Below are 24,474 nucleotides of genomic sequence, written 5' to 3'. Positions count from 1 at the left end.
TAGCAGTTAAGCCAACAGGGGTTTTATTAAGAATTAGTAATTAATGATTAGTCTTCACTATCATTCCTACCGTACTTCTTGATGATCTCTTCTTGCACGTTCTTAGGAACAGCTTCGTAGTGATCGAATTGCATTTGGAAAGTACCACGACCTTGTGTTGATGAACGCAAAGTTGTAGCGTATCCAAACATTTCTGACAATGGAACCTTGGCGTGGATCATCATTGAGTTTCCACGTTGTTCTTGACCTTCAAGCATTCCACGACGGGCAGAAACGTGACCCATTACATCACCCAAATTGTCTTCAGGAACAGTAATATCAACACTCATGATAGGCTCCAAGATAACCGCACCAGCAGTCTTAGCAGCTTCACGCAAAGCTAATGAAGCAGCAATCTTAAAGGCAGCTTCAGATGAGTCGACATCGTGGTATGATCCGTCATACAACTTGGCCTTCAAGTCAACCAATGGGAATCCAGCAAGTGGACCATTGTTCATTGATTCGCGCAAACCAGCTTCAACAGAAGGAATGTATTCACGAGGAACAGCACCACCAACGATGGCATCTTCGAATTCGAATCCAGCACCCTCTTCGTTAGGTGAGAACTCAATCCAAACATCACCATATTGTCCCTTACCACCTGATTGACGCTTGAAGAATCCACGAGCGTTAACAGTCTTAGTAAAGGCTTCACGGTAAGCAACTTGTGGGGCACCAACATTAGCTTCAACACCGAATTCACGCTTCAAACGATCAACGATGATATCCAAGTGAAGCTCACCCATACCAGAAATCAAAGTGTCACCAGTCTCTTCGTTTGTTTCCGCACGGAATGACGGATCTTCTTCAGCCAACTTTTGCAAAGCATTTGACATCTTGTCTTGGTCAGCCTTAGTAGCAGGCTCGATAGCCAATTGGATAACTGGGTCAGGGAATTCCATTGATTCAAGAACCAAAGGACGGTCCGTTGAAGTCAATGAGTCACCAGTCGTAGTTGCCTTCAAACCAATAGCAGCGGCGATATCACCTGAGAATACTTCAGGGATTTCTGTACGGCTAGTTGCGTGCATTTGTAGCAAACGACCAACACGTTCACGCTTGTCGCGAGTTGTGTTCATAACGTATGAACCTGATTCCAAACTACCTGTGTAAACACGTAGGAAAGTCAAACGTCCAACGAATGGGTCAGTCATAACCTTAAAGGCCAAAGCGGCGAATGGATCGTCATCGTTGGCAACCAAGTCAACTTCTTCACCTGTTTCAGGATCAGTTGCAACATAAGGCTTAACTTCCAATGGTGATGGCAAGTAGTCAACAACACCGTCAAGAAGCATTTGAACACCTTTATCCTTATAAGCTGATCCAGCAAAGACAGGATAGAAGTCCAAATTCAAAGTGGCACGACGAATAGCAGCCTTCAAGTCATCGTTAGAGATTTCTTCTCCACCAAGGTACTTTTCCATGATGTCATCATCAACATCAGCGATGGCTTCAACTAATTCGTTGTACTTTTCTTCAACAAGGTCAGCATATTCGGCAGGGATTTCACGTGCTTCCCATTCTTCACCAAGTTCTGTAGTTGGGTACCAAGCTTCCTTAGTAATCAAGTCAATGATTCCTGCGAAGTCATCTTCGGCACCAATTGGCCATTGAACAGCCTTGGCATTAGCACCAAGACGCTCACCGATTGAGTCAACTGACATACCAAAGTCAGCACCCATCTTGTCCATCTTGTTAACGAAGACGATACGTGGAACGTTATAACTTTCAGCTTGACGCCAAACAGTTTCAGTTTGTGGTTCAACACCAGCAGCCCCGTCCAAAACAGCAACGGCACCGTCTAGCACACGCAATGAACGTTCAACTTCGATAGTGAAGTCCACGTGTCCTGGTGTGTCAATGATGTTAACACGGAATGGGTCGTTCTTATATTGGTCATGGAAACCATGCCAAACAGCTGTCGTAGCGGCAGATTGGATCGTGATTCCACGTTCCTTTTCTTGGTCCATGAAGTCCATTTGTGAAGCACCATCATGTGTTTCACCGATCTTATGAATCTTACCAGTATAGTACAAAATACGCTCAGTTGTAGTCGTCTTACCGGCATCGATGTGTGCCATGATTCCGATATTACGAGTACGGTTAAGTGGGAATTCACGCTTATTAGCCATGAGTACAAATATCTCCTTAAATTTAACAATGGTTATATAGTCTATATAACCTATCTGTTGTTCATTATACCGCAAAATACACAAAAATGGCTATAGCCTTTTAACGGGCTGTAGCCAAATTTGTTAATATTACCAACGGTAATGTGCAAAGGCACGGTTGGCTTCAGCCATCTTGTGCGTGTCTTCACGCTTTTTAACAGATGCACCAGTGTTGTTAGCAGCATCCATAATTTCCTTAGCTAGTCGTTCGTCCATTGTGTGTTCTCCACGTGAACGAGCGTATTGAACCAACCAACGAAGACCAAGCGTTACACGACGCTCAGGACGTACTTCGATTGGCACTTGGTAGTTTGATCCACCAATACGACGAGCTTTAACTTCCAAAACAGGCATGATGTTGTTCATAGCCTCTTCGAAAACTGACAATGGTTCTTCCCCAGTTTCTTGCTTGATGCGGTCAAAAGCATCGTACAAAATTGTTGAAGCAGTTCCACGCTTACCATCAATCATCAAACGGTTGATCAAACGTGATACAAGCTTTGAATTATAAATTGGATCAGGCAAAACTTCAGCCTGTTTAGTATAACTCTTACGTGGCATTATTTATGTCCTCCCCTTACTTCTTTGGACGCTTAGTTCCATACTTAGAACGTGATGTCATACGTCCTTCAACTCCGGCAGTGTCTAGAGCACCACGGATAATGTGGTAACGAACTCCAGGCAAGTCCTTAACACGGCCTCCACGAATCAAAACAACTGAGTGTTCTTGAAGATTGTGACCGATACCAGGAATATATGCAGTAACTTCAATCAAGTTTGATAGACGCACACGTGCATACTTACGCAAAGCTGAGTTAGGCTTCTTAGGTGTCATTGTACCAACACGGGTTGCAACCCCACGCTTTTGTGGAGAAGAAACACGAGTGGCCTTCTTTAGTTGTGAGTTATAACCGAAGTTCAAAGCTGGTGACTTTGACTTCGTGCTCTGTGACTTACGAGACTTACGAACCAATTGGTTAATAGTAGGCATGTCCTAGAGTCCCCTTTCAAAAATAATCTTTATAGTGTCTATAGTCCACATTACCAGGCGTGTCACTTAATGACACGAGGCAATGGTTTCAATGGTACTTTTCGTTTAAGAGTTCAGCACGTCACGTTGAACACGTAAACACCCTTGCTCACTTAAAGCACAATGAATAATATACCATCTCTACTCTCAGGATGCAAGAAGTTTTTAGATAAATAATCCCATTCTATAGGCATTCATTTTGCAAACAATACCGGGCGTATCATAATTGTAAAATCCCGCTAACTTACCGTCATTTCACCCAAAGGAGAGTACCTTATGTTGATTATTCATTTGATTTTTTCTTTAACTTTACTGTTGCTAGCCTGCCAAGATTTAAAAACAAAGACAATCAATGGCTACTATTTAATCCCAGTTTACTTTAGCTACATCCTTTTAAATCTGAAAACGTTTTGGTTAGCTAGCTTTTGTTATGGCTTATGGTTGATTTTTCATTATTTCTTAGCAAATACTTGGATTGGTGCTGGTGATATAGATATCCTCTTTTGTGGATTCTGTCTTACATCACCCATAAACTGGCTTATTTGGTTAAACATGGCATGCTACTTACAAATACTTATTCACTACCTACAGCATCGTCATGGCCCAACACCTTTCGTACCAAGCTTAACGCTTAGTTGGTTTGGTTTATTTTTTCTGGCATAAAAAAAGATTGCGTGACAATCACACAATCTTTTTTTATTATACCAATTCCAACAATTCAGCCTTCTTAGCTGAAGCAGGGAAATCGATCTTGTTTGCAGTCAAATATTCTTTGATTTCAGCAACAGTGTTCTTATCAGTTGGCTTTGGCATTTCTGACTTAGCAGCCTTTGGTGCCTTAGCATTGATAGTAACAGTCTTTTCAGTTGTTGCTGGTGTCTTTGAAGCAACATGCTTACCTTCTGAAGCCAAAGCCTTCTTAGCATCTTCAGCCAAAGCAGCAAAAGCTTCAGAATCAGAGATAGCTAAGTCAGCAAGCATCTTACGGTTAACAGTTGTACCCATCAATGACAAACCGTGCATGAAGTTTGAGTATGACAAACCGTTGATACGGGCTGCAGCGTTGATACGTGCAATCCATAGCTTACGGAAGTTACGCTTTGTTTGCTTACGATCACGGAACGCATAGTTCCAGCTCTTCCAAACACGTTCCTTGGCAACCTTATAATTGATATGACGTTGGCCACGGTAACCCTTGGCCAACTTGATCATCTTCTTACGACGCGCACGTGTAACAGTTCCACCTTTAACTCGCATGGATAATTCCTCCAGTATTTAATATAAATCAGTTTAGTTTCTATATTTAAGTGTTAAGTAGATTAACGACCCAACATGTGGACGTAGTTCTTAACAGTCGTGTTGTTCATCATTGATGTTCCACGCAATTGGCGACGTTGCTTCTTTGTCTTACCGTGGAAACGGTGTGATGTGAAAGCGTGAGCTCCCTTTAGGCCACCATTGGCAGTCTTCTTAAAACGCTTTGCTGAAGCGCGGTGTGTCTTAAACTTAGGCATAGTATTTTCCTCCAAACTGGTTTAGTTACTTAGTTTCCTTAGGTGCAAGCACCATAGACATGCTGCGCCCTTCCATCTTTGCTCTTGCTTCAACTTTGGCAATATCTTGTAAGTCTTCAGCAAGACGGTTCATTACTTCTCGTCCGATTTCCTTGTGCGTGATGGCACGCCCACGGAAACGAATTGAAACCTTAACTTTATTACCCTTTTCCAAAAACTTAACAGCAGCTTTTTTCTTAGTATTAAAGTCGTTGTCATCAATTGTTGGACTTAAACGAATCTCTTTTACGCTAACAGTTTTTTGATTTTTACGTTGTTCACGTTGCTTCTTTTGTGAATCAAACTTGAACTTTCCGTAATCCATAATCTTAGCAACTGGTGGCTTAGCATTTGCCTGCACCAATACTAAGTCAAGTTCAGCATCATCGGCCATCTTTTGTGCTTGGCTTGTTGGCATAACACCTTGATCACCATCATCGGTAATCAAGCGTACTTCTTGAGCACGGATACGGTCGTTAATCAAATCTTTTTGCTGTTGTGGTTGACGTGCGTTTGCTATGGTCTCTACCTCCAATAAAACTTGCTTGAAATAAATGTATAATAAAAGCGGTTCACCGTATTTGCATACGATGACCCGCCGTAAATTCAAACTAATAATTAGTTCTCACTGATTTACCCGTCAAGCTGACTCAACTAGGTGAACGGCGGGTCGCCGTTACTTTATTTCCTAACGATGTTTAATTATAGCCAATTACTTGTTTTCCGTCAAGGCTTTATTCAAAACCCCATTAATGAATTTACGTGACTCATCATCCGTAAATTCATGGGCGAGTTGCAAAGCTTCATCAATGGCAACTTTTGCTGGCACTGCATCTGTTTGCGCTTCATATAGCGCAAGCCGCATCAAACTTAAGTCAACCGGGTTTAGTCGATCAATCGTCCACCGATCAGTCAGATAGTTAGAAATTTGCAAATCCAACTTATTCTGATTTGCAACAACTTCATTGACTAAGTCGATGACATCTTGGGGTAGTTCCCCTGTCCATTCGATTTCAGGATCACCGGTTAGCACTTGGCGGACAATGTCCTCCACTTGTGCGTCAGGATTCATGGCCAAACCATATAAAGTTTGGAAGGCAACCTGCCGTGCTTGATGTCGATTTAATTTCGTCATAGCGTTAAGCATCCTCCGCTACATCTTTTTCACCAAACAAATTGTTTGGATCAAATTGTGAAGCAAACTTAGGTGAAATCATTCCTTCAACGTGTACATTCACTTCTGAAACCGCTAATTCAGTCATAGCTGCAATTTGCAATGTCACACGTTCTTGAATTTCAGCTGCAAGCTTGGGTACGTTGACGCCATAGTTTAAATAAACATAGACATCAATAATTAAACCATTTTCAGATTGAACGAGCTCAACACCTTTACCACGAACTTGACGACCAAATACTTCTTGGGCACGATCTGATAATGAACCACGCAAACTAGCAACACCTTCAACTTCTTGAGTTGCTAGAGCTGCAATGATGTCTAATACACGTACATTCACACGTGTGGCACCTTGTGTGTCAGCAGGTTGATCTAATAAAATTGTTTCTTCAGCCATGGATTTCCTCCTTAAACATAAAAGTGCCGGCCGGCGGCCGGTCGGCACGATTATATACTTGCATCTTTATTTACTGGTGGTTCAACCGCCCTAAATAAAAATTAAGCACGTGATGAATATGATCCACCATCATCAGTATTAATAATTAGCTTATCACCTGCGTTAACGAAATCAGGAACTGTCACAACAAGACCTGTTTCCATAGTTGCTGGCTTACCACCACCATTAGCAGTAGCACCCTTAATACCTGGTTGTGTTTCAGTAACAGTCAATTCAACTGTCTTTGGTACTTCAACGTCCAAGATTTCACCATCATACGTTGTAACACGTACGACCATGTTTTCAAGCAAGAACTTCAAAGCATCTTGAATCTTGTCATCAGGAATTGAAATTTGTTCATATGTTTCAGTATCCATGAAGACATGAGAATCACCTTCTGCATACAAATATTGCATATCTGCAGAGTTGATGTTTGCAGTTTCAAACTTATCTCCGGGACGGAAAGTCACTTCGTTCACTGCTCCTGTACGCAAGTTCTTCAACTTTGAACGCACAAACGCTGCACCCTTACCAGGCTTAACGTGTTGGAACTCCAACACGCGCCAGATTGACTGGTTATACAAGATTGTTAGACCAGTCTTTAAATCATTCATACCAATAGTTGCCATGATTGAATCTCCTAAAATTTTATCTTTCGATTAATATTACCATAACTAAGCGCCAGTTTAAACAAGCAAATTATCGCAAGGCGACAAAAAAGCCCGTCCGCAAACACGGAACGAGGCTTTTTGACATTTTTTATTACAAGCGTGAACGCAACTCAGCGGTCTTGTCTTCGTATCCTGGCTTACCAAGCAAAGCAAACATATTTGTCTTGTATGCTTCAACACCTGGTTGGTTAAATGGATTGATACCATTCAAGTAACCTGAGATACCAACAGCCAATTCAAAGAAGTAAATCATGTAGCCTAGCGCAAATTCGTTTTGTTGATCCAACTCAACGACCATGTTAGGCACACCGCCGTCAACGTGAGCTAACAAAGTACCATCTGAAGCAGTCTTGTTAACGTATGACATTGTTTCACCTTCAAGGTAGCCCAAGCCATCGTCAGCACCTGAAGCAGGAATTGTAACATCTGAAAGCGGTGTATCAACACGTACTAACGTCTCAAACAAGTTACGACGACCATCTTGGATGTATTGTCCAAATGAATGCAAGTCTGTTGAGAAGTTACCAGTAGCTGGGAAGATTCCCATGCCATCCTTACCTTCTGATTCACCTTGCAATTGCTTCCACCATTCACCAAATTGTTGCAATGTTGGTTCGTAGTTGACAAGCAATTCTGTTGTGTAACCCTTACGGTACAAAATGTTACGGTAAGCTGCATAGGCATACGCATCATTCTTTTTAACATCTGTATCAGTGTAGTCAGCACGGGCTTGGGCAGCACCAGCCATCAATTGATCAATATCATGACCAGCAGCGGCGATTGGCAACAAACCAACAGCTGTCAAAACTGAGAAACGACCACCAACACTGTCAGGCACAACAAATTCTTCGTAACCTTCTTCATCAGCAGTTTGCTTCAATGAACCCTTATGCGCATCAGTAGTAGCATAGATTCGCTTACGTGCTTCTTCCTTGCCATACTTCTTTTCTAGCAATTCCTTAAAGACACGGAAAGCAATGGCTGGTTCTGTCGTTGTTCCTGACTTTGAAATCACATTAATTGAGAAGTCACGGTCCCCAATTAACTTAATTAATGAGTTAACGTATTGTGGTGAAATTGAGTTTCCAGCAAAAACAATTTGTGGCATCTTACGTTGGTCAGCCGGATAAGCTGAATCAAAGTAATCATTCAAAAAGTCATTTGCTGCTCGGGCCCCCAAATATGATCCACCGATTCCGATAACAACCAAAACTTCTGAGTCACTTTGGATTTTCTTTGCAGCTTCCTTGATACGTGCAAATTCATCCTTATCGTAATCAACTGGCAAGTCTAACCAACCAAGGAAGTCAGAACCAGCACCAGTGCCTTGGTGCAATAACTCGTCGGCCTTATCAACCATTGGTTGAATCAAATCTAGTTCTTCATCATTTACAAATGAAGCTAACTTAGACGTATCAAAATTAAGTGTTGTCATAATAAGAAGTACCCCTTTATTTCTTTTGAATGGTATATACCGATTATAGCACGACTTGTTTTATATGAAAACGGTTTCTAATAAAAAAAACAAATTTTTTCAATAAAAAAAGTCCTTGTAAATTAACAAGGACTTTTAAATCATGCTTTATTAGCCGGCAAGTGAGCCAAGGTTGGCAATCACAACCGCACCTACTACGACAAGAACCGTTCCTAAGATGATGTACTTCATCTGATAAGGCGTCTTCTTTTCGTGCAAGATGTAAATACCACCGAATGTTCCAACGATGATACCCAATTGTGACAATGTCGTCGCAGTTGCTTGACCAATTTGTGGGTTAGCAGCTGAGATGAACATCGCAATGTTACCAATTCCCCAAATCAAACCAGTTAGGATATTACGGAAAGTAGCTGGCTTCCACATTGTCTTACCTTCGTGCATAACAAAGATAACAATTAGCAAAGCACCAATAACTTGACCGATTGATTGTGGTCCCACAATCGCAGTCATATAGTGCAAACCACTACCATCAGGCGCATTGTGCAATGAGTTTGAGATGTAACCCACCTTGTTCAACAAGTTAGGGAACACAAAGTACATCATGAAACCAAGTGATGAAATTGTAATCGCGATTAAGCCACCCTTAGGATCATGTTCAGGGTTAACATCCGCCTTAGCATTCTTATCAGGAAGTGATGTGAAAATTGCTCCAGCAACAACAGCTGCAATCGCAATCAAACCGTACAACCACATCTTACCCGTTGTCCATTCACCTAACACTGAAGCAGCCATCAAGGCGTTCAAGGCAATTTGACTAGCTGTTGAAAGTGGGTTACCGACTGAAACACCCAACTTCTTGAAGGCAACGAATTGTCCGGCAGTACCAACCGCCCAGAACAAACCAGAAACAAATCCAACTAACCAGATACGTGGGTTAAAGGCATAATCAGCTCCAGCAGCAGGAATAACATAGAACAACATTGTTGCAAGCCCGAAAATCAACGCTCCCAAAGTCATTCCGATTGTTCCTTGCGCCGCAGTACCACCCATCTTAGTTGTGACGATACCAACTGAGCCCCAAGCAAGCGCTGGGATCAATGCTACAAGCATTAACATAAATAATTTCTCCTTAAAATCTAATTTTATAATTGAACAAGATGTAATCTTATCACAAAGAGAAACCGCTTGCAAACGTTTACAGAAATTTTAATTTGAAATAGATTTAGACAAATTGATCAAAATTTGTAGTCCGAGGCGCCGGTTTTTGTTCCACTAAAATTTCGCCATTTCGAATTGAATAGCGCATATTAGCGCGTTCATTCAATGCGTCATACCAATTATCAGCATCAAACATCAATAAATTAGCAGGCTTCCCTTCAGCTATACCATATTCATCTTCAACTTGCATCACACGTGCTCCGTTATGGGTGATAAATCGGTATGAATTTAGAATTTCAGTATATCCCATCATTTGCGTGGCATGGAGGCCTAAGTGTAGAACATCCAACATATTTCCATTACCCATTGGATACCATGGATCTTTGATATCATCTTCCCCAAAGGCCACGTTCAAACCAGCCGCATCTAATTCCTTTACGCGAGTTAAGCCACGTCGCTTAGGATAAGTATCAAAACGCCCCCCCAGATACATATTGATTAATGGATTTGAAACAAAGTTTAAGTCCGCCATCTGCAATAGCCGCATTAACTTATAAACATAGGCATCATTATATGAACCCATTGCAGTCGTGTGTGAAGCCGTGACCTTTTCCTTTAGTCCAGTTTCGTATGCGACGGTGGCCAACGTTTCTAAGCCGCGTGAAGCCGGATCATCAATTTCATCACAATGAGCATCAATCATCAAACCGTACTTTTGTGCTAAATCACCCACGAAACGAATCGATTCAGCCCCATAGGCTTGTGTAAATTCATAATGCGGAATCGCTCCAAGCGCATCGACCCCCAACTTGGCGGCATTTTCCATTAAGGCCTTACCATTTGGAAACGACAAAATCCCCTCTTGAGGAAAAGCAACCAACTGCAAAGTCATCCAAGGGGCCACATCTTTTCGAACATCTAGCAAAGCGCGCAATGCCACTAAATCAGGATCAGTAACATCCACGTGTGAACGGACAAATTGTAGCCCATGGGATGCTTGTAACTTCAACGCCTCGGTTGCGCGTTGATAAACATCATCATAAGACAATTTTTGCTTCCGTTCGGACCAAATTCGAATCCCATCAAAAAGAGTCCCACTCTCGTTCCATTCCGGATCACCTGCCGTCATTGTTGAGTCCAAATGTACATGTGGATCAACAAATGGTGGGATTACCAAAGCCCCGTTACCTTCAATCACAGTATCATTGTCACTTGGTTGTATATCAGGCGCGATTTGCTTAATCCGTCCATCCTCAATCAAAATATCCTGTAAAGTTTCTGCGTTTTCAATTCTTACCGCTTTAATTAACATCATTTTCCTCACTTCACTAATTTAAATCCGACGTATTCATTACCACGATAGGTCCGCTTACCAAGTCGTCCTTTTGCTGTGAAAGGCTTCTTTTGCTTTGTCGTTGTCTCAAAAGTAATCGTCTTTCCCGCTAACAAGTCGGTAATTTCCTGTTCAGTAAAAGTATGTTCACCCCACGTTTTGGCAAAATGAACCGCTTCACCGTTAAAAGTTCCGGTCACTTGCGGAGCTTTGGGCTTTGCTTTTACCTTGCGCGTTTTAGGGGCCGCTCCTAACTTGGGTACTAACGCTTCTGCATTATGTTGCATCTGTGGCAGATCATGCTCAATCACTTGGGTGACTGATTGCAATAATTGCGACATAGGCATTTGAAAATTTCCAACCTCGTCCATCATGGCAAACAGTCGTCGGGTAATTTTTGGTGATGCAATCCAAGTATTTTCGACCATAATTGCTGAAACATCCCCAGTCTTTGTCGGAGTCAATTTCCCCTTACTTTCAGCCAACATCGCTTTGGCTCCTTGGCTCATTTCGGACAAGGTTGATACCCGAGTAGCACCGGTACCAACTTCTTGCTTTTCCAAATAAGCCATAATCCACTTGGTCGTCGGGGTTTGTGGCTTTGGATTGACACCTTCGGCCAAAAAAGGTTCAGCCATTGGGCCAAGGGGGCCAGCGATTCCAGTCTCTTCATCTTTTTGCGGATTAAAAATTGCTTTAAAATTCAATTGAATTGGTAAATTATAGCTTGTTTTAAAATCAGGATAATCAGCTAACTCAGCTGTCACATGATCATAAATATAATCTTCCGCTAACATCGCTAAGTAATTTTTGGCCAAGGTTCGATAAATTGCTTGTGCTCCAGGTCCAAACTTATCTAACTGTGCTAAATCATTGGGCACTTTAACCCCAGGACGATTTGCTCCGTGACTACCTTGATTTTTCACATGGGTCTTGCGCGGCTCCCGATGCGTTAACAAATGTGCATCAACTCCAACGACGGCCGCGATTTTATCAATCACTGGCAACAATTCATTAAATTGTTCTGGTGTGACATTCCGATCTTCGGTCCTCGGATATGACACATACTGTGCTTCATACATTTTTTGATAAGTACTCAACACTTGTTTTGATGATAAGCCTTGTGGTGCCAACAAAGCAGCCAAACCCGCCAAATCTAATAGTCGTGGTGGCGCCATCCGTTTAGTTGTGTGTTGTTCGTTAACAATCTGACTAGGCTGATAGCTCGCTAAATCTTGTTGCCCCAGCCCTTGCTGTTCAAAACGCCAAGGTACATCGGTTTGTTCCCGTGCCGGTTTACGCAAAAAAACATGTCCAGCTGGATCTTTAAATTTCACTTCATAAAACGTTTTGGGTACGTACGCTTTAATTTTTTGCCATTGTTCATAGATTTTCCAAATAATGACTGACTTTAAGCGCCCTTCGCGCGCCACAACCTTAAAGCCTTTTTCCTTCGCCAACGTTGTCGCAATTCGCGTTAATTGCATCGAGGCAAAATCCCAACGACTGCGACTTTCACCCTTTAAATATGGACCAAATTGCCATTTATCAGCAATTGGTTGCAGTTGTTTCAATGCTTTTTGAATTGATGGTGCAGTTTCATCCATAAAATTGGCTCGATAAACTGCACCACGCCACTTAATCGCATCCAGCGCTTCAAACGCAAGTAAATCCCCTTCACCAGAAGGGTCATTATCAGTCGCAATGACCACCCCATCATAGCCGTTCTGCAGTTCAGCCTTTATTTGATCCAACAGTTGCTTACTCGTTTGCCCCTTACCACGCTGCTTAACATAAGTCCGTTGCCAATTTAAATCACTTAATTGCCATGGCATATCCTTTAGTTTCCAAGATTTATACTGTTTGGCTAACTCTGGTGCTACCATGGCGTCAGGTTCTTTGAAATTCAACAAATGACCACGCAAATTCATAATACGATAGTCAAAATCAGCAAAATGTCCACTCGCACCATGCAAGGCTGTCGCAAAGTTTTTAGCCGCAGATGGCTTCTCGGTCAAAATCAAATATTTAGTCATGCGGCCACCTTAATCACGCAATCGCTCATAAATTGGTAGCAAAGCTGTAATGGTCTGCAAAAGCACATCATCTAATTTTGTCGTACCCATTAAAGTATCATCTCGCATCACATTTAACCCAACTGAAAATTCTGTATGCTTCTTAGCTGCATAGTTTTCAATTGTTTCGGTACTATTGGCCGCATTTAATGGCATCACTGGCTTTTCCATATGATTCGGACTAATAACAAAGTTGTCGGGTAGCCGACGTAGCTCCGGTTGAATCGCTGCTAGTCGCTCTGCCCACATGCTCGTTGCCGCAGCATCTTTCTTTAAGTTCTCCAAACAACTCAAATACAAATAAAGCCGATCATCCCAAAAGCCCAATTCAAAATGTGGCAACATCTTATAGCCACGCTTATTTGGGGCCAAAGCTACCCAGGTATTTTCAGGTGGATAGACTGTACGTCGTAAATGCTTGGCAACATGCGCATACCAAGTTTGTCCATCTTGTTCTAAAACCGGTAAAGCCTGCTGGGCAAAAGTCTCAAATTTAGGATCTAGCTCATTTCGAATCGCCGTCATCCTACCCTCGAGAGTTGGTTCATTGAACACGTCAAAGTCTTTTTCTTCAAACATCCTAACCCTCCGTCATGCTTGCAGTTTGTACTAAATCAACATCTAACGCCGCTGTTTGATCAAGCACTAATAAATTCACTGTTAACTTCGTCTGGTTTTGGTCAGACTGTCCTTGCTTACTCAATGGACCACCAACTTGCAGATGGCATCCTTTTTGGGAGATATCTAAAAAATTAACCTGTTGTTGGTCATCAACAAATAAACCACTCTCTTTTAATGCTTGGTTTAACCGCTGACGCAATTGCTCAATTTGATTCTTAGTCGTTTTAACATCTAAGTAATAATCTAATTGGATTTGGGGATGATTTAATTGTGACACATTCGTAATTGGTTCGTTTGCTAAAGTTGAATTAGGTACAACCTGTAAAGTGCCTGTGGCCGTGCGTAACTTGGTCGAACGGAAGGTAATGTCTTCAACCGTTCCTTGAATGGAAGGTGATTCAACCTTATCACCAATACCAAATGAACGTTCACCAATGATGACTACGCCCCCTAAGAAGTTGCGAATTTGATCTTGAGCTGCCATCGAAATTGCGACCCCAGTTAATCCAGCACCCGCTAAAATACCATTAACGTTAATGTGCCACACTGCCAAAATCACAATTAGCACACAGGCCCACATGACTACTTGCAAAATCGTCGTTAAGAAAGACCTGATAATGGCATTATTTTTAAAAATATTATCTTTTCCAACTTTACTAACACTCATCATAAGGGCCGGAATTAGATGATAAAGTGCCAATCCCACACTAATCGCTAGCGCACTCACTAATAACTCTGCCGCAAAAATAATAAACGGTTGCGGGGCACCTAAGTAACTCAATAATTCGATTCCGCCCCAGGTATAAATGGCCATACCAATTGGCTTCACTAGGTTCGTCAAAATTAATTTAACGTTTTCACTAAAATGTTGCACCTTTAATAGTAAGTGAATGACTAATTTCACCCCAAAATGCGCAATAATCCATAAACCCACTAGCACTGCTACCGTAATACCAACCGTTTGCCAATTGAAGGTATTTTCTAGCCATAAAATTAAATCTTTCGTTTTCATGTGTTTTTCCCCAGCATTTTCGTATTTGTCTTCTCAATTATAGTCAGGATAACCAAAGATTGCCAATTTTAATTGGCCGTGCTAAACTTTGAATCATTAAAGTTAAATCAAACGCCACCGGGCGTATTTGCAAAAATGTCATGATGATACCGTTAGGTCACAGAAGGTATCATAAGTTGGCATTTTTTTATTTGGAGGTTATATTTATGGCATGGTTTGAATTAATTGTCGCAGGATTATTTGAGGTCACTTGGGCCACTGCAATGAAGTTGAGTGATGGCTTTACGAAGTGGCCTTATGTCGCACTTACGATTGTGGGAATGGCTTTGAGCGTATTCTTCTTAGGAATTGCAAGTAAGAGCCTACCACTCAGCACTGCTTACCCTGTTTGGACAGGAATTGGCGCCATTGGCTCAATCATCGCTGGAGTCATTATCTTCGGCGACCGTCTCTCACCCATCACTTGGGTCTTCGTAGTCATGTTATTGATTAGTCTAATCGGTATTAACATCACCCACAGTCACTAACATCACGTTAAGGATTAACGCTGAAGCTTAAAGCTGAAAGGAGCTCCCTATGAATGAACAGAGCATTTTCGATGCGATTAAAGCTGATCCACAAAATGCCAGTTATACCGCTCTCGGTATTGATCCATTGTATTCAGTGCATCCCGAAGCAAAATTATTAATCGTTGGACAGGCCCCAGGGACACGAGCCGAAAAATCGGGCGTTTTCTGGGATGATCCGAGTGGTGATCGTTTACGCGACTGGATGGGCATTTCACGCGAAACATTCTACAATAGCCCCGAAATCGCAATTTTGCCTTTGGATTTTTATTTTCCTGGCAAAGGTAAAAGTGGTGACTTAGCGCCTCGAAAAGGCTTTGCTGATAAATGGCATCCCCAGTTATTAGAACAAATGCCACATTTGGAAACTACCTTATTAATTGGTAGTTATGCTCAAAAGTATTATCTAAAAGATCGACGGTACGCGAACCTAACCGAAACGGTACAGCATTACCAAGAATACTTACCACAATACTTTCCCTTGGTGCATCCGTCACCCCGTAACCAAATTTGGATGAAAAAGAATCCATGGTTTTCAAATGATGTCATTCCTGAGTTAAAAGAAATTGTGCATGCGTTAATTTAATAAAAAAGCTAGTGTCAGCCGACGCTAGCTTTTTTTATGATTCAGATAATAACTTATCTATTTCTTGATCAATTTTTTTAGGACTCGTAATAGGTGCGTAACGGTGTACTAACTCGCCATCACGGTTAATCAAAAACTTAGTATAATTCCACTTAATAGCACCATGGCCACTTAACGCCTTTAAATACTTTAAGACGGGCGTGGTCTCAGGGCCATTCACAGCAACACGCTGCGTCATCGGAAATGTCACCCCATAATGCAACTGACAATAATTTGCGGTTTGCGAATCAGTAGCTAATTCATTTTTAAACTGATTGGAAGGCAAACCAATCACAACCAGGCCCTTTGCGTGATATTTTTCATAAAGCGCTTCTAAATCATTTAATTGTCCTGCTAAACCACATTTACTAGCCGTGTTAACAATTAACAAGACCTTACCACGTAGCTTGTCTAAATCTAAAACTGAGCCATCTAATTCATTGAGTTGATAATCATAAATTGTTGCCACAGTACTACCTCCTGGCTAGCAAACTTTTATGTTGAGATGCACCTGCTAAATATAAGCATTTATCTTAAGTTTGTTTACCACTTGATTATACTGCTTGCCGTATAAAAATAAGCTTAAACGTTTAAAATGATTAACTCATTTATCAATTTTTTTAAAATTTAAAAGGATTAGTGCTTTAATACGAGCTTGAACATGTCCATTAATACCTCACGGTTAATCATAATCAGCATCAATAACAACACAGCTTCCAATAGCTCTAAATAGATAATCCCAAACTGGCTGAATAGTAACCCAATCATCATAAAAATAATAACATGATTAACGATAAAGCTAGCTTTATCTACCAAGATAGGCATAAACCGCTTGGTGTCAAACAACCGAACTACTAACACGATGAAAAATGAGATAGCGCCAGCCAATGAAGCTCCTTGTAACCCCCAGATAGGCACACAAAGGAAACCAAATAGAATGTTCGCTGCTGCCCCAACAATGGTCGTGAGCAACACCCCGGAGGTATTTTTGGCTGCTAAATAAGTTGTCCCTAAAAAACCAGATAAGCTTGAGTAGACCACGGCTAACATCAAGAATGGAATGTAACGCCAAGCCACATAAAATTCTGCAGACACTAAAATATGCATTAATGGTTTTAGAATAAACAAAATTCCGGCCACACAAATAAATTGAAATTTCATAAAGGCATTAAAAGTTTGCGAATAAAACTCCGACGCATCTTCACTTTCATATTCTTCAACCGCTGACATTTGCCAAGCTTGAAAGAAAATTTGGTTAACTACGTTCAACACAGTTGGAAGCTTGCTTGCTACTGCGTACAACCCATTCGCGGCTGCCCCAACATATAACAAAATAAAGTAGCGATCGGCTGAACTGTTGATCCACCAAGAAAAAGCATTGGGAATTAACGGAATGCTATACATTAATAGCTCTCTAATGAGGTGTTTATTCACATAACGGCGTTTAATACGTTGCCAAGCTTGCGTCGCCATTATTAAATAACCACAAACTAAAACATTTGACAAAAAAATTGACACTAAATAACCATCAACGCCTTGTCTCAATACCACCAATAACAAAATATTTGAAGCAGCCGTAATAAATGTCCCCAAAATTCCGGCCATCGCAAACACCTTCACTTTTCCAATCGCTCGAGAAAAATTGGATAAGAGACTCAAAAAAGCACCTGACACCATTAAAGCATAGATATATCCTGAATATTCAATATGGAAGTATGACAATAGCGGTATGATTAAAAGGCCAATTAATGAGCCGAGACAAGTCACTAATACCCCATTTGTAAATATTTGATTTGGATTTTCATCTCGATCCATCACAAAACGGAAAACAGCATCAAAAATACTCAAACTGACGATTGGCAAAAGCAAACTTACAGTCGTTGTAATTAAATCAACTGTCCCAAACTGGGTCCTCGACAAGACATACGTATAGAAGGGAACAAGTAAAAAGCTAATCAGTTTACTACCTAAACTTCCAATTGCAAATATTGCCGAATTCCCTAATAATTTTTTATATCTATTCATTTTCTCAGCCTCGGTACTCTAAACTTCACCTAGTAGAGCTTTTTTTAACCCTAGATAACTTTGTTCGTCAATCTTAGGCGCCGGCTCACCCATGTAATTTTCTAACTGGCTATAATGCTTCAGAATTCCAACTAGTTCTTCAAATGAATAATCATCAGCCAAATAAATATACTCAGTATCTTGTAACCAATCTTGATAAGAGGCTTTCACCTTATGATTTGAATTATCAAAGACAATTGCTGGGGTTCCAGTAATGTAAGCAAAAATCATACCATGCAAACGATCCGTAATCACTAGCTTGGCAGAACTAAATTCGGCCCATTTTTCATTTAAAAGTCGCGCCCGCATCTTATCAGATAGAATATGCACATTGTAATTAATGACCGTATCACTCTGCTTAATATTCAATATATGTTCCTGAAGGTAACCAATCAGAGCATCTTTTTCATTATTCTGAACAACTTCTTTGTCACTTCTTAACACAGTTAAAATTTGATTTCTATTAATATCTGTGCGCCTTTTATCTAAACTCATAACAATATCTGGCACAAGTTCAACACCATGTTTTAGATTAAAATTGTCTTGCATCTTTTTTTGAGAAAGGGTCTCTCTAGCAAGCATATATAAATTATGTGCACCTGAATATATTTTATTCGCAATTTCTTTTCGTTGGTTACCTTCTGAAGTCGCTGTAAAATTATACGACTGTGGAAACGAAATCATCCTATTTTCAACATTTCCAAAAGCCTCAACAATTTGTTCACGATCAATTTCATAATCCAACCATACATCACCCATATTGCCACCGCCATTGATTGCAATAATATCGTCAGAATTAATCTCTTCCTTTACTGCATTAATCGCAGATTTTTGCATTCCTTCAAAAATCTTCACAACTTCATAATCAGGCAATTCTTTTGAAATAAAATCAAGCTCAGCATATGTAATCGCTTGATCGCCTAAATTATTATGTGTAGGCACATCAAATAAATATACACGTGGTTTTGATGACGGCTTTAAATTAAAATGCTTTTTTTGAGAATTAAGCCCAATCTCTTGAACACGCCGATAATAGTTACTGGGTTTGAAATATTTACTAATCATCACTACCTCTACCTATCATTTTCTTTGCAAACTTAACGCATTTTGAATACAAATCATATATATTAAACTTAAATAATAAATATTCGAATTTATATTTATTACGTAAAACATGTAAATCATTTGCTAAAATATGCTGTGTTACGTATTCTTTTATACGTTTCTTTTCTAATTTTGGCAACTTGATTGCCATGTAATACGCTCCAACCAAATTTTTATGAACAAAATTTTGCTTATTTTCATCCGAAAAGGACAAATTTTCTTTTTTTTGAAATTCGTCAACCGCTCTAAGCATATCATCAATATTTTTTTGAGAATGTGTATTAGTTATAGAACCAGATCGATTTCGATAAAAATAACCCACATTATCAATTACCGTAATTTGACCAACCGCATTAACTAACTGATAGGTTGTCGCAATATCTTCATAGTTTCGATTCAACGGGAAAGTTATCTGATTATCGACATAAACAGATTTTTTAACAATATGATCCCATGCATAATTTTCATACTGCATGTTTCTAAAATCATTTAAGCGTTCTAACCATTCATCACTGCTAACACGCTCCACATGTTCAACATTTGCATTTGCTGGATCAAATTGAATATCTTGTGGTTGGTCAAAACGTTCATATCTAAATTGCAAAAAATCAATTTTATTTTCAGTAATTAAGTTAATTTCATTTTTTACGAGATACGGATCAATCAAATCGTCCCCATCAACAAACCACAAATATTCACCACGACTCAATATAATTCCATGATTTCGCACACCGCTCAAACCACTATTTTCCAAATGTAACACCTGAAAATTATCACTTTGACGCAATTGATCTAAAACTATTGGCGTATTGTCCTTTGAACCATCATCCAATAATAGAATTTCTACCTCAGGTAATTTCCGTACTTCCTCTAATTGTTTTAAAAGATCTTTTATCTCATGTTCAATATTATAAATTGCAACGATAATTGAAAGTTTAAATTTATAATTTTCAGACATACTCCCCCCTTATCCTCAAATCACTCACGTAGTCAAATTAACTACAAGTGGTTTTCAATGAGCTTCAAATAGCTATCGGACATCTTTTCAGCAGTAAAATACTGATCAAAGGATGCTTCAATCTTTGGTTTTAATTGAGTAATTGCCTCAGGATGTTGTTGCCAGTAACGCATACTGTCAGCCAATCCCGCTTCAGTCTCAAAAAATTGGACCGCCCCTTGTGGTAAGAACTCGCCAATAAAACGATGGGCTGGTATATCACTTAAAATCAAAGGCTTTCCAGCACTGATCGCTTCGAGCACACTTAACGGCATACCTTCACTCTCTGAAGCACTAATCAACATTTTAAAACTACTAAAAATACGTGACTTATCAGTCGTAAAGCCAGGGAAAGTAGCTGTTAGTCCTTCTGCTTGTTGTTCTACTTGTTTTCGATCTGGACCGTCACCCCAAAAAACAATGGGAGCACCCTCCACCTGGTGTTGCGCCTTAGCAATTGCTACCTGGTGTTTACGATGATTAAACGTGGCTACAACGCCAAACAAATTTTCAGGCTCGATGTCTGTCGTTTGAATTGGCTCAACACCGTTCAAGATTGTGGCCACTTTCTTTTTCCCAACAAATTTACGATGCAATTTTTCCAAAGCTGGATTTAAAGTCACCACAAAATCTAAGTGTCGAAAAGCCCACATTTGTAATAGTGCTAAAATCGTGCCTTTTAACTTACCGTATCCACTTAAATAATCTTCGAAAGGATTATTATGTGAGGTAGAAAGTTTAAAGACTTGACGCTTAGGCTTTAACCGGGTGTTTAATAGGTCCGCCTTAAGCGTATGCGAGAAGATAACATCAACCCGCTCATCTTCAATAAATTGCGTTAAAGCTTGCCTTTGTTGTGAACTGGTTTTGCCTGCTCTCGCATGAATCGGTAACACCTTGACGTCATCCGAAAATGCAAGTTTCTCACCATCAGTATCAAATAAATAACTCACCGTTACTGAATGATGCTTAATCATTTCATCTGCCAACGACCGAACAACAAATCCTGGGCCAGTTGGTTCCAGACTACTTAATAAAAACATGATATGCATAAATTTATGCGATCCCTTCAATCCTCGATTTTATTCTAAATAATGCTGGTAAACCTGTTTCATTGTCTGATCAACTGATTGTTTATCAAATTGCAATAACAACTCTTGATGTGCAGATAACTTCGGTACACGTCCTGTTTGATACGCTTCATTAATTGCCCGTGTAATCTGTTCAACATTCGTGGCATCCACCAATTGACCTAAATCTTCGTCCACCAAGTAGTCCGCCATTCCAGTTCCAGCAGATCCAATCACGTAATTACCATCAACTAAGGATTCTAAGCCAGCAAGACCAAGACCTTCACGTAATGAAGGAAACACGTTCAAGTTTGCTGCATAATGAATATCCGTTAAATCTGTTCGATAACCTAAAAATTGAACCTGATGTTCAATTTTTAATTGCCGAGCTAACTGTTGCAGCATATCAGCATTTGGGCCAATTCCTGCAATCAACAACTTCATTTTAGGGTTAGCTAAACGCGCTAACGCCTCCAAAACTACTTTTTGATTTTTATTATCATTTAACTCACCAATTGTGGTGAGAACATAATCATCCGGTGAAATCCCTAATTCAGCTCGCTTTTGCAAACCACGCGTCTGCTTTTCAGCATCCGAAACTTCTAAAGCATGCCGGACGTCAACGCCAACTCCTGAAATATGTTCAAAATGCTTCGCTTTAAAGTGTTTTTCGGCCAAAGTTGTATCTTTGGAATTGATCGTAATCAAAGTATCCGTCCAGTAACTAAAAAGTTTTTCAACGGGATAAAAGACCCAATTTTTGATTGGACCACCTTTAAAAAATTGAAATCCGTGTGCTGTATAAATCGCTGGAACATGTTGCTGGTGTGCAGAAATACGTCCAAGAATCCCCCCTAACGGTGAGTGTACGTGTACAAAAGCCCACTCTTCTGGATGAATTAAAATTTGGTTCAGTGCTTGAACTGCCGCCCGGTTATCATGATAGTTACCAATACCACGTTCAAAATGGACTTGATGTCTTACTACCCCTTGTTCATCAAGCCAGTTTTCCAATTTTTTAGTTTCATACTGATCCATTGATCCCGCATCAATAAAATCACTTGCCACGTGTACTTCCAAGCCCAAAGCTAGACATATTAAAATATTTCGATGGTTAAATTGCTGTAACATATTAGCTTTCGCGGTTATAAATAACGCTTTTTTCATCTAAATGCCCCCTCGCATTTATTACTTAATGCAACACATATGGGATGATATTTCCATTGTTTCGAGTTAATTGATACGTATATTGCACAAATGACATCCCGAACAAAGCAGCAAAAACAATTATTCTTGCCGGCACCTTTTGCACAACAAAGCGAGCTAATAATGCTGGTAACTCTGAAAAAATAACCACACCAAAAATCATAAAGTACACCATGCTTCTTTGTAGTAAGATAACATTTCCATTAACAATTCCAACAATCGTACCAATTAAAAAAAGAACACTAACTGATATTTGGAAATGTGTCATCTCTTGATTTGTATAATAAAATGCACAAAAATAGATTACTAAGATTAGGAAAAGTAAGATGTTAAAAATGATAATCATCCCACTACCCTGGCTAGCTTGATTCAAATTAGTATCTGCGCCTGATTCACTGCCAGAAGCATAAATATTAAAACCCGGTATAACCTTAATCAATACATTCGAAATCTGTATATATAATGCAGCCACAATCGCCGTTACAACTGAAAGAATCGTAACTCGCACTTTAGTCCATCTCACCTTAGCGACCAATAAATAGACTAAGCCCAATAACGCAGTGGAATGAAATCCTGTCCCTAATAGAATCATAACCAGATACCAAAATGTTCTCTTGTGCATCAGCAACAAGAAACCATTGATAACAAATCCCAACGCAATAAACTGACGTGCCGTGTTCAAACTTGGTAAATAAAAATTCAAACTAATTAAGAAAAAAGTAGCATATAACGGATTAACTGGTAACCAATAGACAAACAACCCCAATAACAAGGCAATCAGTAAGGAATTGGCCACCGTAATCGCATGCGGATCTTGACTAATTAAACGAATCACATCCGAGAAAATATCATAAAGTGGCGATTTTTCAGCGATAATTCTATCAGCCTGCATAAATAGCATTTCATAAGTATGGGTATCTGTACCCACAGTAGTTGCACGCAAAGCCGAAAACAGACCCAAAAAGGCAAAACTTAAGAAGACAAATAATTTTCGACTTTTAAACATTTGATTATTTGTTGCAAGATAAAACAACCCAATCACTGGGAAAAACATAAAATATATTGCCATCTTTGTCTCCTACCAACTAATTACGTGACTTTTTCATTTGACCAATCTGCTTGAAAGGTCTTGCTCCCAAGTATGACAGCCACCCTGCTAATAAAGTTTTCATCCGAATGTGACGATTAAAAATAAAGTGTGAACGATACTTCTGCATCAGTTGCCACAGCTTTTTTTCTTCTTGTTGATATGTTTGGTTGGGTACTGGCATCTGCAAATACAAACTAGAAACAGTACTAAAAGCCCTTGCATATGCATAGCTCAGAGCGTCTGGCCGATACTTTTTTACATATGCGATCATTTCTTCACTCAACTCTGCGCCATCCATTTTTTTTGGCATAAATTGACCAGCACTAATACTATTCTCACGAACCCGATAAGCATAATCTTGATTATCAATAAAGGCTACTTTGTCCGCATGATCAATCAACTTGGTCGTTGTTAAAAAGTCTTCATATAACTTTCCGAATGGATATTGGATATGTTCAAAGAGATTAAAATTATATAGCTTAGCCCAAGCACTTACTTCAAAGCGTTTCTGCGCTAAAATCGTTTTTAATGAATCATCGGCTGATTCAATAACTAGGTTTGACTCATTTTCCGGCCAAGTTACCTCATCAATGTGCTTATTTTCAGCTAAGTTGAAAAAACGTGCGACAACAATGTCTGCATTTGTCGCTTCTTTTGCCGCTATTAAATGGGCTAAATAATCCGGGGTAACTTCATCGTCCCCATCAATAAAATTAATCCATTTACTGGTAACAAATTGCATCCCGTAGTTGCGCGCATCTGCAAGGCCCCCATTAGCCTTATAGTGATAATGCACACGCGAATCATATGTTGCATATTTTTTCGCTAGTTCACCTGAAGCATCAGTTGAACCATCGTCAATCAATAGCAATTCAAAATCTGTATACGTTTGCTGCAAAATTGACTGAATTACTTTATCTATGTATTGTTCTACGTTATAGATCGGAACAACAATCGAAACATGTGCCATTCTAATTCCCCATACATCCTATTTTAACTAATTTTATTATCTTAGATTGCCACTTTTTCACGAAATAAGGTAGC

Annotated in this window: 26 protein-coding genes and 1 pseudogene; 3 read left to right on the top strand and 24 right to left on the bottom strand. The window is 39.9% G+C overall.

All coding sequences use genetic code 11. The features are described 5' to 3' along the window. Positions 1-47 precede the first annotated feature (47 nt). The 3 genes from fusA to rpsL form a co-directional block, all read right to left on the bottom strand. Positions 48-2,171, bottom strand: coding sequence for an elongation factor G (gene fusA, locus JOC36_RS07780; protein WP_205145925.1), 2,124 nt, complete (start codon positions 2,169-2,171; stop codon positions 48-50). Between the two features lie 129 nt (positions 2,172-2,300). Then, positions 2,301-2,771, bottom strand: coding sequence for a 30S ribosomal protein S7 (gene rpsG, locus JOC36_RS07775; RefSeq protein ID WP_205145924.1), 471 nt, complete (start codon positions 2,769-2,771; stop codon positions 2,301-2,303). Positions 2,772-2,787: 16 nt separating this feature from the next. Next, positions 2,788-3,201, bottom strand: a complete 414-nt coding sequence (rpsL, locus tag JOC36_RS07770; RefSeq protein WP_057747000.1) for a 30S ribosomal protein S12 — start codon at positions 3,199-3,201, stop codon at positions 2,788-2,790. 315 nt (positions 3,202-3,516) lie between these two features. Here rpsL and JOC36_RS07765 point away from each other — a divergent pair, with 315 nt between their 5' ends. After that, positions 3,517-3,903, top strand: a complete 387-nt coding sequence (locus tag JOC36_RS07765) for a hypothetical protein (RefSeq protein WP_205145923.1) — start codon at positions 3,517-3,519, stop codon at positions 3,901-3,903. 36 nt (positions 3,904-3,939) lie between these two features. Here JOC36_RS07765 and JOC36_RS08755 read toward each other — a convergent pair whose 3' ends face one another. The 13 genes and pseudogenes from JOC36_RS08755 to JOC36_RS07705 form a co-directional block, all read right to left on the bottom strand. Next, positions 3,940-4,053 carry a HeH/LEM domain-containing protein gene (locus JOC36_RS08755; protein ID WP_239517570.1) on the bottom strand — a complete coding sequence of 38 codons (114 nt, stop codon included), beginning with the start codon at positions 4,051-4,053 and terminating at the stop codon, positions 3,940-3,942. Positions 4,054-4,083: 30 nt separating this feature from the next. After that, positions 4,084-4,497, bottom strand: a pseudogene (gene rplT / locus JOC36_RS08750) (50S ribosomal protein L20); the annotation flags it as partial. A 62-nt stretch (positions 4,498-4,559) separates the two neighbouring features. Continuing rightward, on the bottom strand, positions 4,560-4,754 hold the full coding sequence (gene rpmI / locus JOC36_RS07755; RefSeq protein ID WP_205145921.1) for a 50S ribosomal protein L35: 195 nt from the start codon (positions 4,752-4,754) through the stop codon (positions 4,560-4,562). 25 nt (positions 4,755-4,779) lie between these two features. Next, positions 4,780-5,349, bottom strand: coding sequence for a translation initiation factor IF-3 (gene infC, locus JOC36_RS07750; RefSeq protein ID WP_205145965.1), 570 nt, complete (start codon positions 5,347-5,349; stop codon positions 4,780-4,782). A 156-nt stretch (positions 5,350-5,505) separates the two neighbouring features. Further along, positions 5,506-5,928, bottom strand: coding sequence for a transcription antitermination factor NusB (gene nusB / locus JOC36_RS07745; protein WP_205145920.1), 423 nt, complete (start codon positions 5,926-5,928; stop codon positions 5,506-5,508). Between the two features lie 4 nt (positions 5,929-5,932). Continuing rightward, entirely contained in the window at positions 5,933-6,364 is a 432-nt protein-coding gene (locus JOC36_RS07740; RefSeq protein ID WP_205145919.1) for an Asp23/Gls24 family envelope stress response protein, read from the bottom strand. 101 nt (positions 6,365-6,465) lie between these two features. After that, positions 6,466-7,032, bottom strand: a complete 567-nt coding sequence (efp, locus tag JOC36_RS07735; RefSeq protein WP_205145918.1) for an elongation factor P — start codon at positions 7,030-7,032, stop codon at positions 6,466-6,468. A 133-nt stretch (positions 7,033-7,165) separates the two neighbouring features. Beyond that, entirely contained in the window at positions 7,166-8,509 is a 1,344-nt protein-coding gene (locus JOC36_RS07730) for a glucose-6-phosphate isomerase (protein WP_205145917.1), read from the bottom strand. Between the two features lie 150 nt (positions 8,510-8,659). Next, positions 8,660-9,625, bottom strand: a complete 966-nt coding sequence (locus JOC36_RS07725) for a GRP family sugar transporter (protein ID WP_205145916.1) — start codon at positions 9,623-9,625, stop codon at positions 8,660-8,662. 106 nt (positions 9,626-9,731) lie between these two features. Then, a complete protein-coding gene (gene codA, locus JOC36_RS07720; protein ID WP_205145915.1) occupies positions 9,732-10,979 on the bottom strand; it encodes a cytosine deaminase in 1,248 nt (415 codons plus the stop codon). A gap of 8 nt (positions 10,980-10,987) precedes the next feature. Continuing rightward, complete coding sequence (locus JOC36_RS07715) at positions 10,988-13,036, bottom strand: DNA topoisomerase (RefSeq protein WP_205145914.1); 2,049 nt, start codon at positions 13,034-13,036, stop codon at positions 10,988-10,990. Positions 13,037-13,045: 9 nt separating this feature from the next. Further along, positions 13,046-13,654: a DUF1054 family protein gene (locus JOC36_RS07710; RefSeq protein ID WP_205145913.1), complete on the bottom strand. Its 609-nt coding sequence runs from the start codon at positions 13,652-13,654 to the stop codon at positions 13,046-13,048. A gap of 1 nt (position 13,655) precedes the next feature. After that, the gene (locus JOC36_RS07705) at positions 13,656-14,708 is read right to left on the bottom strand and encodes a mechanosensitive ion channel family protein (protein WP_205145912.1); all 1,053 of its coding nucleotides are present in this window, start codon (positions 14,706-14,708) and stop codon (positions 13,656-13,658) included. A 206-nt stretch (positions 14,709-14,914) separates the two neighbouring features. Between JOC36_RS07705 and JOC36_RS07700 the strand changes: the two genes are divergently transcribed. Both JOC36_RS07700 and JOC36_RS07695 read left to right on the top strand, forming a co-directional pair. Next, entirely contained in the window at positions 14,915-15,235 is a 321-nt protein-coding gene (locus JOC36_RS07700; RefSeq protein ID WP_205145911.1) for a DMT family transporter, read from the top strand. Between the two features lie 49 nt (positions 15,236-15,284). Beyond that, positions 15,285-15,860, top strand: coding sequence for a uracil-DNA glycosylase family protein (locus JOC36_RS07695; protein ID WP_205145910.1), 576 nt, complete (start codon positions 15,285-15,287; stop codon positions 15,858-15,860). A 34-nt stretch (positions 15,861-15,894) separates the two neighbouring features. On the opposite strand, the gene JOC36_RS07690 is transcribed toward JOC36_RS07695, so the two are convergent. The 8 genes from JOC36_RS07690 to JOC36_RS07655 all read right to left on the bottom strand — a co-directional run bounded on the left by JOC36_RS07690 (position 15,895) and on the right by JOC36_RS07655 (position 24,400). Next, complete coding sequence (locus tag JOC36_RS07690; RefSeq protein ID WP_205145909.1) at positions 15,895-16,368, bottom strand: glutathione peroxidase; 474 nt, start codon at positions 16,366-16,368, stop codon at positions 15,895-15,897. 167 nt (positions 16,369-16,535) lie between these two features. Next, a complete protein-coding gene (locus JOC36_RS07685) occupies positions 16,536-17,924 on the bottom strand; it encodes a lipopolysaccharide biosynthesis protein (RefSeq protein ID WP_205145908.1) in 1,389 nt (462 codons plus the stop codon). 18 nt (positions 17,925-17,942) lie between these two features. After that, positions 17,943-19,028: a polysaccharide pyruvyl transferase family protein gene (locus JOC36_RS07680; RefSeq protein WP_205145907.1), complete on the bottom strand. Its 1,086-nt coding sequence runs from the start codon at positions 19,026-19,028 to the stop codon at positions 17,943-17,945. Further along, entirely contained in the window at positions 19,021-20,025 is a 1,005-nt protein-coding gene (locus JOC36_RS07675) for a glycosyltransferase (RefSeq protein ID WP_205145906.1), read from the bottom strand. Before JOC36_RS07675 ends, JOC36_RS07680 begins: the two co-directional genes overlap by 8 nt. Before the next feature lie 41 nt (positions 20,026-20,066). Continuing rightward, positions 20,067-21,107, bottom strand: a complete 1,041-nt coding sequence (locus JOC36_RS07670) for a glycosyltransferase family 4 protein (protein WP_205145905.1) — start codon at positions 21,105-21,107, stop codon at positions 20,067-20,069. A gap of 39 nt (positions 21,108-21,146) precedes the next feature. Further along, positions 21,147-22,301, bottom strand: a complete 1,155-nt coding sequence (locus JOC36_RS07665; RefSeq protein WP_205145904.1) for a glycosyltransferase — start codon at positions 22,299-22,301, stop codon at positions 21,147-21,149. 25 nt (positions 22,302-22,326) lie between these two features. After that, positions 22,327-23,409, bottom strand: coding sequence for an EpsG family protein (locus tag JOC36_RS07660; RefSeq protein ID WP_205145903.1), 1,083 nt, complete (start codon positions 23,407-23,409; stop codon positions 22,327-22,329). A 16-nt stretch (positions 23,410-23,425) separates the two neighbouring features. Beyond that, positions 23,426-24,400: a glycosyltransferase family 2 protein gene (locus tag JOC36_RS07655; RefSeq protein ID WP_205145902.1), complete on the bottom strand. Its 975-nt coding sequence runs from the start codon at positions 24,398-24,400 to the stop codon at positions 23,426-23,428. Between the last annotated feature and the right edge of the window lie 74 nt (positions 24,401-24,474).

It is taken from the genome of Weissella uvarum (genome assembly GCF_016908785.1).
Taxonomy (GTDB): Bacteria; Bacillota; Bacilli; order Lactobacillales; family Lactobacillaceae; genus Weissella; species Weissella uvarum.
This window is presented reverse-complemented; position numbering and strand designations above follow the sequence as displayed.